Raw genomic sequence first — 12911 nt, 5'->3', positions numbered from 1 at the left:
CTGCTCCAATTCTGTTCGAGACGGTACATAAAACACCGCCATTGCCTCTGCATTCCCGAAATGAGAGAATTCTTTTCAGATCAGTACAGAAAGAGGTGGGCGGGATGGCCGGACGCGGACGACCGCGCGGATTCGACACCGACGAGGCCCTGGATGCGGCGGTCGAGGTGTTCTGGCGCCAGGGCTACGAGGGCACGACGCTCGACGACCTCACCTCGGCCATGGGCATCAACCGCCCGAGCCTCTACGCCGCCTTCGGCAACAAGGAGGAGACGTTCAAGCAGGCGGTCGCCCGTTACGCCGAGGTCGACATGGCGTACGTGGGCGACGCCCTCGAGGAGCCGACCGCCCTCGCCGTGGCCGAGCACTACCTCCGCAGCAACGTCCGGGCGATCACGACGCCCGGCAAGCCCGCCGGCTGCCTGTCGATCCAGGGCGGGCTCGCAGGCAGCGCCGAAGACCAGCGCATCGTGCGCTTCCTCGCCGACAGTCGGGCCTCGGGCGAGCACCGCCTGACCGAGCGCTTCCGCCGAGCGGTCGCCGAGGGCGACCTCGGCCCCGACGAGCGTCCGGCCGACCTCGCGAAGTACCTGGTGACGGTCAGCGCCGGGCTGGCGGTGCAGGCGTCGGCCGGCGCGAGCCGCGCGTCACTCCAGCGCGTCGCCGAGCGCGCCCTGCGCGCGTTCCCCTGAGGCGGCCGACTGCGGCTTCCGGCTGAGCACCGCGACGCACACCACGATCGCCGCGAGCAGCGCGAGGCTGACCGGGCCGGTGCCCAGAGCGAGGCCGCCTCGGGCGTGCGAGACGGCGAGGCCGTCCGAGATGGATGCGCCGAACGGCCGGGTCAGCACGTACGAGGTCCAGAACGCCGCGGTCGCGCCGAGCCCCCACCACCGGTAGGCGACACCGGGGAGGGCGAACAGGATGCCGAACACCAGCGCCGAGAGCCAGTACCCCATCCCGAACGTGACAGCGGTCAGGTCGCCGACGGCCGTGCCGAGGGCGAAGGTCGCAAGGACCGCGCACCAGTAGAAGACCTGCCGCGGGAAGGTGTCGATGCTGTGCACGGAGAGCGTGCGCTGCGTCGCGTACCAGAGCGCGAACACCGCCGCGAGGACGACGGCGAACACGACGGTCGAGACGAGGTACGGCACCCCGAGCTCGACATGGAGGACGTCGGCGACCATGGTGCCGAACACCGCGACCATGAGCACGGCGAACCAGTACACCCAGGGGATATAGCGGCGCACCGCGAACTGCAGCGCCAGCGCCCCCGCGAAGACGATGAAAGCGCCGCCGACCGCGACGAACGGGTTGATCGTCTTCACCAGAAAGTCCGAGGCGGTCTCGCCCATCGCCGTCGTCAGCAGCTTGGTGACCCAGAACAGGGCGGTGACGGCGGGAACGGTGTTGCGCATCCTCACAGGATCGCGGACGACGGGAGGGCGTGCCTGGGTAAGCGACGGGAACGGCTGAGAGGCCCCGCAGACGGCACAAGCTCACGGATCTCCCGCACGTCGATTCGTCAGCATCCGCGCCGAGAACGGGTAATCTCCCGGAGGGACGCAGCGGAGCCGAGCTCATCGGCGACTGGCTCGCCCCGTCCAAGGAGCAGTGACCATGCAGAGAAGCGACCTCCCCGACGGGTTCGTGTTCGGGACCGCGACCGCCTCGTACCAGATCGAGGGCGCCACCCACGAGGACGGCCGCGGCGAGAGCATCTGGGATGCGTTCGCACGCGTCCCGGGCGCGATCGCCGACGGCAGCACCGGCGATGTGGCAGACGACCACTACCACCGCTGGGCGGAGGACGTCGTGCTCATGGCCGACCTCGGCCTCGACGCCTACCCGTTCTCGATCGCGTGGCCGCGCATCCAGGCCGGCGGCACGGGGCCGGCGAACCGCGCGGGCCTCGACTTCTACCGCCGGCTCGCCGAGTCGCTACGCGAGCGCGGCATCACCCCGTGGGCGACCCTGTACCACTGGGACCTGCCGCAGGCGCTGGAGGACCGCGGCGGCTGGCTCGACCGCGACACCGCCAAGCGGTTCGCCGACTACACGGCGCTCGTCGCGGAGGAGCTGGGCGACGTCGTCACCGACTGGATCACACTCAACGAGCCGTGGTGCTCGGCGTTCCTCGGATACGCGAGCGGCCACCACGCACCCGGCCGCACCCTCGGGACGCGGTCGGCGCACGCGGCGCACCACCTGCTCCTCGGCCACGGTCACGCGCTGGAGGCGCTGCGCGCGATCGTCCCCCAGGCGAACGTCGGCACCACACTGAACCTGTACTCGGTGCGGCCCGCGGGCGACTCCGAGGCGGACGCGGACGCCGCGCGCCGGATCGACGGCCTCAGCAACCGGCTGTTCCTCGACCCGGTGCTGACGGGCTCCTACCCCGCCGACGTGCTCGATGACCTGGGTGAGACGGAGTGGTTCGCCGAGCACGCGACCGACGACGACCTGAAGCTCATCTCGGCGCCGATCGACTTCCTCGGCATCAACTACTACAGCCGCCACACCGTCGCCTCGGGCTCGAAGCCCGCGACTGACGCACCGGCGAGCGCCTACCCGGGCAGCGAGCACGTCCGGTTCGTCAAGACGGGAGCGCCCGTCACCCAGATGGGCTGGGAGATCCACCCCGACGGGATGGTCGACGTGCTGCGCCAGGCCAATGCGCTCGCGCCGGACCTGCCGCTGTACATCACCGAGAACGGCGCCGCCTATCCCGACCGGGTGGATGCGGACGGTGAGATCGACGACGGCGCGCGCGCCGAGTACCTGGAGGCCCACTTCGAGGCCGCGCGCAACGCGGTCGCCGAGGGCCTTCCGTTGCAGGGCTACTTCATCTGGTCGCTGATCGACAACTGGGAGTGGGCGTGGGGCTACTCGCGTCGCTTCGGGATCGTGCACGTCGACTACCAGACGCAGAAGCGCACGCCCAAGCGGAGCGCGCGCTGGATGCGCGACTTCCTGCGGGACGCGGTGCCCGCCTCCCGCTGACCTCCATGGGTCGCGACACGCCGTCATCCGCTCCGGATGGCGGCGTGTTGCGTCCCGCCGATTCCGGACGGGCGATCAGGTCGCCCGGACGATCGGTCGGGTGCGCGGGCGTGCGCGCCGCGAGGCTGGGAGCATGAGCATCGACACCTCCCCCTCGCCCGGAACCGCGTCCGTCCCCGCCGTCTCCGGTGCCGTCCGCCGCGCATCCTGGGGCGGCGTGGTCGCCCTGATGCTCGGCGTCTTCGCGCTGGTGACGAGCGAGTTCCTGCCCGCCAGCCTGCTGTCGCCGATCGCAGCGGGGCTGGGCGTGAGCGAAGGGACCGCGGGGCAGGCGGTGACGGCGACCGCCCTGATCGGCGTGATCGCCGGTCCCGCGATCGGTCCGCTCGTGCCGCGCCTCGACCGGCGCATCCTGTTGGTCTCGCTCGCCGTGCTCGCGGCCGTGTCCAACATCCTGGTCGCCGTGGCACCGCATTTCTGGCTGCTGCTCGTGGCGCGCGTGCTGCTCGGGATCGCGATCTCCGGCTTCTGGTCGATGGCCGTCGCCGTGGCGGCGCAGCTGGTGCCGGAGGAGCACCTGGGCCGGGCGATGATGATCGTGAACACCGGCGTCTCGCTGGCGACCGTGGTCGCGGTCCCGCTCGGCGCGTTCCTCGGCGCGGTCTGGGGTTGGCGGGCCGTGTTCGTCCTCGTCGCGGCCATGTCCGTCGCGGCCGCGGTCGCGCAGGTGCTCCTGCTGCCGAAGATCGCCCCCGCCTCCGGCTCCGGCGTCCGCACGCTGTTCGCCGCGCTCCGTTCGCCGGTCATGATCGTCGGGCTGATCGGCATCGCCCTGCTCGCAGGCGGCCACTTCGCCGGCTTCACCTACATCCGGCTGGGCGCCGCGGACATCCCGGGCCTGACCGCCGGGGGTCTTGCCGTGCTGCTGGCCGCGTACGGACTGGGGGGCTTCGCCGGGAACATCGTCGCCGGCGTGGTCGCCGACCGCCGGCTGCGCACGGCGCTGGTCGTCATGCCGGCGGTACTGGGCGCGGCGGTGACCGTGTTCGCCCTGCTGCCCGACCAGGTCCCGCTCGCCTTCGCGGCGGTCGTGCTGTGGGGCTTCGCCTTCGGCGGAGTGCCGACGCTGGTACAGACCTGGGCGGCACGCACGGAGCCCGAGCGGATGGAGGCCGCGGGCGGCCTCGTCGTGGCCGCGTTCCAGCTGGCGATCGCCCTGGGCGCCGCGGCCGGCGGTCTGCTCGTGGACGGCGCCGGCGTGAGGGAGGCGCTGGTCGCGGGCGGGATCGTCGCCGTGCTCGGCGGAGTGCTCCTCGGGACCGCCCGTCGTCGCGGCCCGGCGGCCTAGGCGCTCAGGGCGGCGGGAGCGGTCGGCGAGCCGACGACAGCGCTCCGCCGCCATGCGGCCGGGCTCACCCCGGTGACGCGCCGGAACGCGCGACTGAAGGCCACATCCGACCCGTACCCCAGGCGGTGCGCCACCTCGCCGACGCTGAGCCGTTCGTCGCGGAGCAGCTCCGCCGCCTGCTCCACGCGCACGCTGGCCAGGTAGCGGCTCGGCGAATCGCCGACCAGTTCACGGAAGCGTTCGGCGAAGACGGTGCGGGAGGCGCTGGCCACACGCGCCAGCCGGTCCACCGTCCACGGCTCCCCCGGCGCCTCGCGCATCGCCGCCACCGCACGTGCGATGTGCGGGTCGCGCACGCTCACGAGCCACTGGTCGGAGGCGCAGCCGTTCTCCACCCACGACCGCACGGCCGCAGTCGCGATGATCGACGCGATCCGGCTCGCCATCAGGCAGTTGCCCGCGCGCATCCCGCCGAACTCGAGTCCGAGCGTCTCGATCAGCGGGCCCATGTGCGGCTCGCGCACGACGAAGCCGCACGCCGTCAGGGATGCAGGAAGCGCGGATGCGAGAGGCAGCCCCGGCGCCGTGGTCGTGTCGAGCTCCCCCGACGCCACGACCGCGGTGCGCTCCGCTCGCAGCTGATGCGCGTCGGACCGGGGCAGCATCAGGAAGTCGCCCGCTTCGAGGCGCAGCGGCGCCGCGCCTCCCGTCACCTCCGCGACGCCGGACACGACGTAGTGGAACCGGACCCGGCCGTGCGGCACGGTGACCGCGGTTCCGGCGGGCAGCTCCCGCTGCTCGAAGTCCAGCAGCGTCCACTCGAGGCGCGCCAGCACGCGCTCCAGGTCTTCGGCGGCGGCGCGCGCCGCGCCGGGCAGAGGCGCGTCTGTCATGGAAAGCGCAACATCCGCCCGCCGGGCACCATTCCCGCGCCGCGCCGTCGTCTGGTTGACGCAACACCACGGGATCGGAGGTCGGGCGGTTCAGGCTTGGCCGCGTCCGGTCTTCTGCTGCAGGCGGTCGATGTGCTCGGAGGCCTGCGCCTTGGTGAGGTCGGCGGGGAGCTCCTCGCCGGCCTCGCGGGCAAGCGTGTCGAGGTAGCTGCGCTGGGATGCGGTCATCGGCTCGTCGCCGGTGACCCACTCCGACGGGTCCTTCGCCGCGGGGTTGCCCTCGTCGTCGTCGCGGCGCGCGCCGAGCACGTCGGGGGTGTCGTTCGTGTCACTGCTGTCGGTCATGCGCCAGACAGTACGCCGTGCGGCCGAGACCGCCGCGGGGGTTGACGGAGGGCGCTCCGTTGCCGCACCCGCGGGCCGGGGCGTAGCGTTCGGCTGGATCGGCTCGCCGGTGAGCCGGGAAAAGGGGGCTCCGATGCTCGTCACGGGTTCATCGCAGGAGGGTTTCGACGCGGCTCTGCAGGACGCGATCTCGCAGCAGCCGACGCAGGGCGACGTCCCGCGCCGCTACGAAGTCGTGCGGTCGTGGGTCGACGTCGGCGGGATCGCAGGCACGTGGTACCGCTGCGATGTGGCGGTCACCGGGCCGGACGTCCCCGACGCCGACCAGGTCTGACGCCGGTTAGCGCCGAAGGACGCTGGGGCGTGGCAGCTCCAGCTCCTCGAGCAGATCGCCCAGCATCCGGTCGAGCTCGAATCCGGCCTGCGTGACCTTGTTGTTGCCGAAGCTGCCCAGGCGGCTGCTCGGCTGGTCGACGCTGAGCACCGTCGCGCCTCCGCGAGTGGCGTGCAGCTCGACCCGGAGCGGCGTATACAGGAGCGTTCCTGCGTCGTGTCGGAACATGCGCGCGGCCGTCGCATAGTCGCCGATCAGGTACACGGCGCTCGCGATGTCCGCGCCGCCGACGCGCATCACCGGGGTCGGGTGCTCGGTCCAGAACCGGACGAAGCGGTGGATGCCGGGGCCGGCGGTCTCGAGTGTCAACCGGCGCCAGTCGGCGCCCTGCGAGAGCAGCTCCCGCAGGTGCGGGACGTCGAGCGGCGGCACCTCGGCCTCGAAGGCGCGGCGCAGGGTTCCGAAGGCGACCGCGGCCTCGAGCTCGATGCGGTTCACCGGGACGGGGACGATGCGCTCGGTCGCGGGGAGGGCCATCACCCCATTCTTCCGCGTCGGCGCGGGCGGCTCAGCGCAGGCCGGGTCAACCCAGGCCGGTGACGCCGCGCTTCGGCGGCACCTCGGGCAGCTCGTCGGCCGAGCCGTCGGCGCCCAGGCTCGCGAAGTACGCGCGCTCGCGTTCCAGCGTGTCCGTCTCCGGCGCGCCGTACCGGGCCGGGTTCGGACGGTCGGCGTCCTCCTCGACGGTCAGCAGTCCGTCCGGGTCCTTCGGGTCGCGCACACCGGTCAGGCGCACGTCGATCGTCGATTTGTCCTCGTCGTGACCGCGCCGGTCCTCGTCACTGCCTGTCGCATCCATGCGCCCACCTTCCGCGCTGATCGGAGGCGCGGCAAGGGGTTGTCAGACCGGCTTGCCCGCGCGCAGCGTGTAGCTGAGCGGCGCGACGCCGTCCAGGGCCGCGAGCACGAACTCGCCGTCCCGCTCGACCATCTGCCCGGGTAGCGCCTCCCACGGCACGCTGTCGTGTTCCTCGAGAAGGTCGATCCGCAGACCGGCGCGGATCAGCGCGGTGACGATCTCGCCGAGGGAGTGGTTCCACTCGTAGGTGCGGGTGGCGGTCAGCGGGCGCGTGGTCTCGACATAGGTGGAGTCGTCGTCCCACTCCAGCGGCTGCTCGCGCTCCCAGTACGGGAACCGCAGGTGCAGGTCGTCGTCCAGGCGCTCGTCCATCGACCACAGGATGGGGTGGCCCTCCCGCAGGTGCAGCGTCCCTCCCGGCGCCAGCAGGGAGGTGACGACCTGCGCCCAGCGGTCGACGTCCGGGAGCCAGCACAGCGCGCCGACGCCCGTATAGACGAGGTCGAACGACGCAGGGGCCAGGACGTCGGGAGCTTCGTAGACGTCGGCCACGACGAAGTCGACGTCGTCGCCCGTGTCGGCCACGAGCCGCCGCGCCTCATCGATCGCGTTCGGCGAGAAGTCGAGGCCGGTCACCCGGGCGCCGAGCCTCGCGAGCGAGAGGGTGTCCGTGCCGATGTGACACTGCAGGTGCACGGCCCGCAGCCCCTCGATCGGGCCCAGGCGCGGGAGGTCGAACCGCACGACGTCCGAGATCGCGGAGCGGTCGGCGATGTACCGCGAGATGCGGTAGCCGTGCTCGCCGCGGTCGGCGTGCAGGGGAGCGCGTTCGTCCCAGTTGGCGCGGTTGGCGTCGGTGTAGCCGGACATCGGGGGCTCCTTCCGCCCGGCGGCGCCGAGCCTGCCAGCCTAGCGGAGGGCTTCGGCCCGAGGACGACTGCGCGACCGGGACCGCACCCGGCGCGGCGCGTCACCGCGGTCGGCCCGCACCAGCGCGATGCCGCCCAGGATGAGCAGGCCGCCCAGGAGCTGCGCCGGTCCGAGCTGCTCGCCGAGCAGCAGCCACGCGTACAGGGTCGCCGCAACGACCTCCAGGAGGCCGGTGAAGGAGGCCAGCCGCGACCCGAGCAGCTCTGTCGCCGTGATGCTCGAGGCGTAGGCGAGCGCCGTGGCGATCACCCCGACGATGAGCAGCGGCACCCACCAGGGCGTCTGGCCGCCGAACAGCGGCACATCGGCGAAGCTCACGGTCACCGGCAGCACACCGGTCAGCCCGACGAGCGCGAGGGCGAGTGCACCGAGCAGCAGCCCGCCGGCGGCCAGCGCGACCGGCGGCAGCCCGTCGCTCGGGCGCGCGGCGATCACATAGAACGCGGCGCACCCGACCATGGCCGTCACGGCGAGCAGGAGACCGAGCGGATCGAGCGCGCCTCCCCCGCCGGGCGCCACCACGAGCACGAGGCCGGCGACCGCGACCACGGCGCCGATCAGGACGACCGGAGCCGGCGCCTTCCGCGTCCGGGCCCACGCCACCGCGACGAGCAGGACGGGTGCCAGGTACTCCACCAGGATGCCCGTGCTGACGGGGATGCGCTGGATCGCCGCGAAGTACAGCACCTGCGTTCCGGCGACGCCGATCAGCGCCATGCCGAGCAGCCGCCAGCGGCCGCGCCACACCGCGTGCCACTTGCCGCGCACGGACACGAGCGCGAACGGCAGCAGGACGATCCCGCCGATCGCCGCGCGGGCCGTCACGGCCGCGACCGGCGACCATCCGCTCTCCAGCAGCGGCTTGATGAACGCCCCCGACATCCCGAACGAGGCGGCGGCGACCACGGCGATGAGGAGGCCGACGGAGGCCGGGTGCCGTTGCTGCATGTGACTCACCTGTCAGGATCGTAAGGGATGATGGTCCTGACGCTAGACCCGTTCGGCGTAAGGAGTCAACTTGCATTTTGCCCCTGACACAGTGGATGCGCTGGAGTTCGCCGTCGCCCTCTGCGACACCGACCCCGGCGCCTCACGCAGCGGCGAGGACGAGCTCGCCACGACAGCCCAGCTGGCCACCCTGCTGCGCGAGAACCGGTACTCCGGCCGCGTCGACGGCGACGAGGCGGAGCTGCGCGAGGTCCGCGCGACGCGGGACCGGATCCAGCGCACGTGGGCCCTCGACCGCGACGCGGCCGCGCTCGAGGTCAACGCCATGCTCGCCGAGGCGCACGCGCTCCCCTACCTGATGCGGCACGACGGCTTCGACTGGCACCTCCACGCGACGGCCCAGGATGCCCCGCTCGCGGAGCGCATCCGCGTCGAGATCGCTCTGGCCCTGGTGGACGTCATCCGCTCCGGCGAGACCGGGAGGCTGCGCGTGTGCGCCGCCGACGACTGCACCGGGCTGGTGCTCGACCTGTCGCGCAACGGATCGAAGCGGTTCTGCAGCGTGCGCTGCGGCAACCGGATGAACATGATCGCCTTCCGCGCGCGGAAGGAGCAGGGGGCCTGACCAGCGGCCACCCGCCACCTGCCACCCGCCACCCGCAAACGCCCATCAACCACCGTCGGAGATTCGGCGCCGTGGGCTTCGATTTTCCTGCAGGACTGCTAGTAGACGGAGAATCGAACGCGAAAGTCCGTCAGTGCACAGCCCGGCTCAGAAGTCCGACAGGTTGGCGCGGATGCCGCCGTCGCCGAACTCGCGCCGCAGGATCCCGCGCCGTCGCAGCACGGGCACCAGCTCGTCCAGGTAGCGGTGCAGCGTCACGGGGTGCAGGTCGCCCGAGAAGATGAAGCCGTCGTTGTCGGCCTCCTCCCCCACCTCCTCGATGAAGTCCGCGATCTGGTCCGCCGTCCCGACGAAGCCCGCGCGGTCCGCGATCCGGCCCTTGACCACCTTCGGCGCGATCAGCTCGCGCAGCGTGACGCCCTCCCGGATGCCCTGCTTGCCGAACAGGCCCTTGATGCTGCCCTGCGAGACGTGGTCGCCGAAGATCGAGACGTCGAACGGCTCGTCCAGCGACAGCGCGGTCAGGTCGGTCTCCAGGTCGCTGGACTGGCCGGCGAGCGCCCGGTACAGCTCCTCGTCGGTGGGATGCTTCGACGCCTCGACGACGCGCCGCCCCTCCTCGTCGCTGGGCACGACCTCCGGCTTGAAGACGAAGAGCACCTTGATGTCGTCGGGGTTGCGTCCGGCGCCGGCGGCCGCCTCGCGCACCTTGAGGCGGTAGTCGCGGATGCTTCCCGCGTCGAGCGGGGCGAGCGCGAGCTGCACATCGGAGTGCGTGCCCGCGAAGGCGATGCCGCGCGGGGATCCGCCGGGCGAGACGATGGCCGGGTCGCCCTCCGCGAACGGGACGGCGTTGAGCGGTCCGGCGAGCTTGAAGTACTCGCCCTCGTGCTCGAACGGCCGGATCTTCGACCCGTCCGCGAAGTGCCGCGTCGCCGCATCCTGGATCAGCGCGTCGTCGTCCCAGCTGTGCCACAGCCGGCGGATGACGCTCAGCCACTCCTCGGCGCGGTCGTAGGCGGCGTCGTGCGACAGCGCGGGCAGCCCGAGGTGACGGGCGCTTCCCACGTCGGTGACGACGTTCACGCCGAGCCGGTTGTCGCTCAGGTGGTGGAGGCTGGCGAACTGCCGCGCGGCGACGTACGGAGGGTAGGCGCCGGCGTTGATCGTCGGGGCGACGCCGAGGTGCCGGGTGGCCGAGAGCAGGAACGGCGACAGCATCAGCGGGTCGTGCTTCGGGCCGCCGTAGGCCTCGCGCACGCGGAGGTCGAGCGTCTCGGGGAACCCGAGCGACAGGGCGTCCTCGATGATGACCAGGTCGAGGCCGGCCTGTTCGAGCTCGCGGGCGGACTGCTGGTAGAGGTCCGGGCGGGTCCAGTCGTAACCCCAGTCCCAGTACGGGTGACCCCAGCCCTGCGGGCCGAACCCGCGGCTGAAGAACCAGCCGAAATGCTGCAAGCGCGCCATGTCTCTCCCTACCGCCCTGCCGCGACCGCGTCCGGCACGACGGTGTCGGCGGCGGCGACCGCCGCGAGCCCGCGGGCGAGGTCCTCGATCAGATCGTCCGCATCCTCGAGCCCGATCGACAGCCGCAGCAGGCCCGCGCCGATCCCGAGCTCGTGGCGCACGCCCGGGGCGAGATGGCCGTGCGTCGTCGTGGCGGGGTGCAGGATGAGCGACCGCACGTCGCCGATGTGGGTCATGCGGCTGAACAGCTCGACCGCGTCGTAGAAGCACGCGGCCGCATCGGTGCCGCCCGAGAGCGTGAAGCCGAGCACCGCGCCCTGGCCGCGCGGCAGGTACCGCTGCGCGAGCGCGTGGGCGGGATGCGACGGCAGGCCGGCGTAGTCGACGCGCACCACCTCGGGCTGCGCCTCCAGCCAGCGCGCCACGGCGAGCGCGGTGTCCGACTGCCGCTGCACCCGCAGCGACAGGGTCTCGATGCCCTGCTGGATCAGGAACGCGTTCATCGGCGACAGCACCGGCCCGAACAGGCTCGCGACCACCGACCGCGAGAACGCGATGTACGCGCCGGCGCCGTGCGCCTCCACGTAGCTCGATCCCTCGAGCCACTCATCCGGCCCGGTCAGGTGGGGGAACGGCGACGTGGCCCAGTCGTAGCTGCCCTGGTCGACGACGACGCCGCCGAGGGTCGAGCCGTGGCCGCCGAGGTACTTGCTCGCGGAGTGCACCACGATGTCGGCGCCGTGGGCACCCGGCCGCAGCAGATAGGGGGTGGCGAGGGTGTTGTCCACGATCAGCGGGAGGCCGTTCTCGTGGGCGACCGCGGCCACGCCCTCGATGTCGAGGATCTCGTTGCCGGGGTTCGCGATCGACTCGCCGAACAGCACGCGGGTATTCGGACGGATGCGCCGCCGCCACTCCGCCAGGTCGGTGGGGTCGTCGACGAACTCGATCTCGATCCCGAGCCGGCGCAGGCCGTTCTCGAAGAGGCCGCGGGTGCCCGAGTAGATGCTCTGCGCCGAGAGGATGTGGTCGCCCGCCTGCACCAGGCCCAGCACCGCGACGGTGAGGGCCGCCTGGCCGCTGCCCACCGCGATGGCCTCGCGCCCGCCCTCCAGGGCCGCGACCCGACGCTCCAGCGCGGCCGTCGTGGGGTTGCCGGAGCGGCTGTACGTGTAGCCGGCCTCATCCCCGCCGAAGCGCCCCTCGGCCTGGGCGAAGCTCTCGAACTCGAAACCCGCGGTCAGGTAGATGGGCGTGACCCGGGCGCCGTGGGCGGCGTCGCGGGACTCCCCCGCGTGGACCTGGGCTGTGGTGAACTCCGGCATCCCCCTATGGTGCGGTACCGCATCCCCGCCCCGCCGCTCTGTTGCGGAAAGCTACGACTCAGCTGCCGCCGGAGGTGAGAGTGTTCAGGGCCAGGACGATGATCGCGCCGTTGTAGAAGAAGCTCAGGATGGCGTGCTTGGTCACCGTCCAGCGCAGCCGGGGCGACAGCACCTTCGCGTCAGACGTGGCGAACGCGGTGCCGACGGTGAAGGCGAAGTAGACAAAATCGCTGAGCCGGGGCGTCGGGGTGTCGGGGAAGACGAGGACGGGGCGTAGGGAACGGTGGTGGCGCCGGTAGTAGGACTGCGCATATCCCCAGTGCAGCAACCCCCAGGAGAGCAGCATGGCGGCGACGCCGACGAGGTTCCCGACGCTGTCGACGAGGGCATCGGCGTACCGCCAGGTCACCTGCACCGCGCCGGCGACGCCGCACAGGCTGGCGAGGACGGTCGAGCCCGCTCCGATCAGGTGGGCGCTGCGACCGCGGTAGATGGCCGCCACGACCGCGGTCGGGTGTGTGCGCGGAGCGCGGGACGTGACGGTGACCGCGATCACGACGCCGACGAGGTAGACGCACGCCGCACCCGACCACCAGGCGAGGAGCATGATGGTCGCCTCGGCGGTCGGTTCGAGGCCCACGGCGACGCCGAGGACGGCCAGCGTGAGCTGCAGGGCGAGGTTCGCGATGAGGGCCGCATGCAAGAGCACGCGTCGGAAAGGAGGCACTCCCCTGAAGACGCACCCGATGCGCCGATCGTGACGCTGATACAATTCCCACATCGATATGCGAACACGGCGTTCGCATAGTGAACGAACGACTTACGACGAAGTGA

15 protein-coding genes are annotated in these 12911 nt (G+C 71.9%); 5 read left to right on the top strand and 10 right to left on the bottom strand.

What is annotated here, in order from left to right:
• Positions 1 to 104 precede the first annotated feature (104 nt).
• Positions 105 to 692 carry a TetR family transcriptional regulator gene (locus A0130_12550; GenBank protein ID ANF32393.1) on the top strand — a complete coding sequence of 196 codons (588 nt, stop codon included), beginning with the start codon at positions 105 to 107 and terminating at the stop codon, positions 690 to 692.
• Here A0130_12550 and A0130_12545 read toward each other — a convergent pair.
• Positions 648 to 1418 carry a hypothetical protein gene (locus A0130_12545; GenBank protein ID ANF32392.1) on the bottom strand — a complete coding sequence of 257 codons (771 nt, stop codon included), beginning with the start codon at positions 1416 to 1418 and terminating at the stop codon, positions 648 to 650. The genes A0130_12550 and A0130_12545 overlap by 45 nt on opposite strands.
• A 202-nt stretch (positions 1419 to 1620) precedes the next feature.
• Here A0130_12545 and A0130_12540 point away from each other — a divergent pair, with 202 nt between their 5' ends.
• Both A0130_12540 and A0130_12535 read left to right on the top strand, forming a co-directional pair.
• Positions 1621 to 3003 carry a beta-galactosidase gene (locus tag A0130_12540; GenBank protein ANF32391.1) on the top strand — a complete coding sequence of 461 codons (1383 nt, stop codon included), beginning with the start codon at positions 1621 to 1623 and terminating at the stop codon, positions 3001 to 3003.
• Between the two features lie 133 nt (positions 3004 to 3136).
• A complete protein-coding gene (locus tag A0130_12535; GenBank protein ANF32390.1) occupies positions 3137 to 4351 on the top strand; it encodes a hypothetical protein in 1215 nt (404 codons plus the stop codon).
• Here the strand turns inward: A0130_12535 and A0130_12530 are convergent.
• Both A0130_12530 and A0130_12525 read right to left on the bottom strand, forming a co-directional pair.
• Positions 4348 to 5244, bottom strand: coding sequence for a hypothetical protein (locus A0130_12530; protein ID ANF32389.1), 897 nt, complete (start codon positions 5242 to 5244; stop codon positions 4348 to 4350). The two genes, A0130_12535 and A0130_12530, sit on opposite strands and share 4 nt — an antisense overlap.
• Before the next feature lie 90 nt (positions 5245 to 5334).
• Positions 5335 to 5589 carry a transposase gene (locus tag A0130_12525; protein ID ANF32388.1) on the bottom strand — a complete coding sequence of 85 codons (255 nt, stop codon included), beginning with the start codon at positions 5587 to 5589 and terminating at the stop codon, positions 5335 to 5337.
• Between the two features lie 133 nt (positions 5590 to 5722).
• Between A0130_12525 and A0130_12520 the strand changes: the two genes are divergently transcribed.
• The gene (locus A0130_12520; GenBank protein ID ANF32387.1) at positions 5723 to 5923 is read left to right on the top strand and encodes a hypothetical protein; all 201 of its coding nucleotides are present in this window, start codon (positions 5723 to 5725) and stop codon (positions 5921 to 5923) included.
• A 6-nt stretch (positions 5924 to 5929) separates the two neighbouring features.
• On the opposite strand, the gene A0130_12515 is transcribed toward A0130_12520, so the two are convergent.
• From A0130_12515 to A0130_12500, 4 genes are read right to left on the bottom strand one after another with little or no spacing between them, the layout of a single operon-like run.
• Complete coding sequence (locus tag A0130_12515) at positions 5930 to 6460, bottom strand: hypothetical protein (protein ANF32386.1); 531 nt, start codon at positions 6458 to 6460, stop codon at positions 5930 to 5932.
• Between the two features lie 46 nt (positions 6461 to 6506).
• Complete coding sequence (locus A0130_12510; protein ANF32385.1) at positions 6507 to 6782, bottom strand: hypothetical protein; 276 nt, start codon at positions 6780 to 6782, stop codon at positions 6507 to 6509.
• Between the two features lie 42 nt (positions 6783 to 6824).
• Positions 6825 to 7652: a methyltransferase gene (locus tag A0130_12505; GenBank protein ID ANF32384.1), complete on the bottom strand. Its 828-nt coding sequence runs from the start codon at positions 7650 to 7652 to the stop codon at positions 6825 to 6827.
• Positions 7653 to 7691: 39 nt separating this feature from the next.
• Positions 7692 to 8660: a multidrug DMT transporter permease gene (locus A0130_12500; GenBank protein ID ANF32383.1), complete on the bottom strand. Its 969-nt coding sequence runs from the start codon at positions 8658 to 8660 to the stop codon at positions 7692 to 7694.
• Positions 8661 to 8760: 100 nt separating this feature from the next.
• Between A0130_12500 and A0130_12495 the strand changes: the two genes are divergently transcribed.
• Positions 8761 to 9285, top strand: coding sequence for an RNA-binding protein (locus A0130_12495; GenBank protein ANF33428.1), 525 nt, complete (start codon positions 8761 to 8763; stop codon positions 9283 to 9285).
• 147 nt (positions 9286 to 9432) lie between these two features.
• Here A0130_12495 and A0130_12490 read toward each other — a convergent pair whose 3' ends face one another.
• Genes A0130_12490 through A0130_12480 form a run of 3 tightly spaced genes read right to left on the bottom strand, consistent with a single transcriptional unit; the run spans position 9433 to position 12786 of the window.
• A complete protein-coding gene (locus A0130_12490) occupies positions 9433 to 10752 on the bottom strand; it encodes an oxidoreductase (protein ANF32382.1) in 1320 nt (439 codons plus the stop codon).
• Between the two features lie 8 nt (positions 10753 to 10760).
• Positions 10761 to 12077, bottom strand: coding sequence for an O-acetylhomoserine aminocarboxypropyltransferase (locus A0130_12485; GenBank protein ID ANF32381.1), 1317 nt, complete (start codon positions 12075 to 12077; stop codon positions 10761 to 10763).
• Positions 12078 to 12135: 58 nt separating this feature from the next.
• Positions 12136 to 12786 (bottom strand): hypothetical protein, encoded by a 651-nt coding sequence (locus A0130_12480; GenBank protein ANF32380.1) that lies wholly within the window; start codon positions 12784 to 12786, stop codon positions 12136 to 12138.
• Between the last annotated feature and the right edge of the window lie 125 nt (positions 12787 to 12911).

Origin of the sequence: Leifsonia xyli, assembly GCA_001647635.1 — a bacterium.
In the GTDB taxonomy this organism is placed as follows: domain Bacteria; phylum Actinomycetota; class Actinomycetes; order Actinomycetales; family Microbacteriaceae; genus Leifsonia; species Leifsonia xyli_A.
The sequence above is the reverse complement of the archived record's forward strand: the minus strand, read 5'-3'. Positions and strand labels throughout refer to the sequence as shown.